1 protein-coding gene and 1 pseudogene are annotated in these 1,741 nt (G+C 38.1%); both read left to right on the forward strand.

Annotated features, from left to right (window positions below; genetic code table 11):
* The first annotated feature begins 263 nt into the window (after window positions 1-263).
* Window positions 264-1,262, forward strand: coding sequence for a quinolinate synthase NadA (gene nadA, locus SD31_RS13200; protein ID WP_039054475.1), 999 nt, complete (start codon window positions 264-266; stop codon window positions 1,260-1,262).
* 124 nt (window positions 1,263-1,386) lie between these two features.
* Window positions 1,387-1,741 (forward strand): annotated as a pseudogene (locus SD31_RS13205) (thiamine-phosphate kinase); the annotation flags it as partial.

Here is a 1,741-nt window from a genome sequence, read left to right on the forward strand (position 1 = left end):
TGTCAAATCTAACATCTTTGAAAATCAAGGACCAAAAACAGGCATCAGCTGTGAAACATGTGGATAAAGAAGACAATAAATTAAAAATAAAATTTAAATCATTCATTTTCCCATTTTCCACACCTTAACAAACAATAAGATTCCTTTTTATAAAAAAGATTGTTGTTTATTGAAAAAAGGGAATGTGGATTTCGTTTGAATTTCTTTGTTTACTTTTGTGTTGTTGATTAGTCAAAGTGATTAACCAAATTACTGAAGAGATAATGAATATTACATTTGAAAGAGATTTAGAAGCGAAAGGTTTTATTGATGTGCCGGTTGACCCTAGTTTGGATCTGGTACAGGAAATCCTTCGATTGAAAAAGGAAAAAAACGCGGTCATTCTGGCGCATTATTACCAGGACGCTGAAATTCAAGATTTAGCAGATTATATAGGGGATAGTTTGGGGCTTTCTCAGCAGGCTGCGAAGACGGATGCCGATGTGATTGTCTTTGCCGGTGTGCATTTCATGGCTGAAACCGCAAAAATCCTTTCTCCGGAGAAAAAAGTTTTGCTTCCCGATCTTAAGGCGGGATGTTCATTGTCGGATTCATGTCCTCCACACCTATTTGCAAAATTCAAAGAGCAATATCCGGATCATTTGGTAATCACCTATGTAAACTGTACTGCGGAGCTTAAAGCCCTATCCGATATAGTATGTACTTCTAGTAATGCGGTGCAAATCGTCGAATCACTTCCGGCTGATCAAAAAATTATTTTCGGACCGGATCGCAATCTTGGCGATTATGTAAAGAAAAAGACAGGCAGAGATTTGGTATTGTGGAACGGTGCGTGCATGGTTCACGAGATTTTTTCACGTGAAAAAATAGAAAAACTACGCACCGAATATCCGGGAGCTAAATTCATCGCCCATCCCGAATGTGAAGAACATATTTTGGCGGAAGCAGATTACATTGGCTCTACTTCAGGCATGCTCAAATTTACTATTGAAGATCAGGCTTCTACTTACATTGTTGCTACAGAGTCGGGAATTATCCATCAGATGCAGAAGGCAAGTCCGCACAAAACCTTTATTCCGGCACCACCGAACAATGCTTGTGCATGTAATGACTGTCCGCACATGAAGCTCAATACGTTGGAAAAACTCTACAACTGTATGAAATACGAACTTCCTGAAATTATACTTCCGGAAGATGTTATACAACGGGCTCAAAAACCTATTGAAAGAATGTTGGAAATTTCAGCAAAATTAGGTTTATAATGTGTTTCACATGAAAACCATTTTTGTTATGCAATATTCATAATAGGGCAATTTTTAGATTGCCCTATTTTATTCTGCAAGCCTTTGCAATATTTATATGTATCTTTGCTGGTAAATAAATTATATGTTTGATAACGTTAATAAAACAGATATTAAGGAGTTAGGTGAATTTGGTCTTATAAAGCACCTTACACAGGCGGTAGAATTGAGCCAGGAAAGCACCAAAAAAGGTATTGGTGATGATGCTGCCGTGCTGGACTTTTCGGGCAAACGTACGTTGATATCAACTGACTTGCTGCTCGAAAATATTCACTTCGATTTGCGCTATACTCCCTTAAACATCTGGGTTACAAGGCAGTACAAGTAAATCTTTCGGATATTTATGCGATGAACGGCATAGTCTTCGCAGATACCTTTTTTGGTGCTTTCCTGGCTCAATTCTACCGCCTGTGTAAGGTGCTTTATAAGACCAAATTCAC

The organism is Sphingobacterium sp. T2 (genome assembly GCF_000814685.1).
Taxonomy (GTDB): Bacteria; Bacteroidota; Bacteroidia; order Sphingobacteriales; family Sphingobacteriaceae; genus Sphingobacterium; species Sphingobacterium thermophilum.

What these genes read in the sequence shown, in the direction of transcription:
- nadA (WP_039054475.1), top strand. Translation starts at nt 264, where the DNA reads ATGAATATTACATTTGAAAGAGATTTAGAAGCGAAAGGTTTTATTGAT.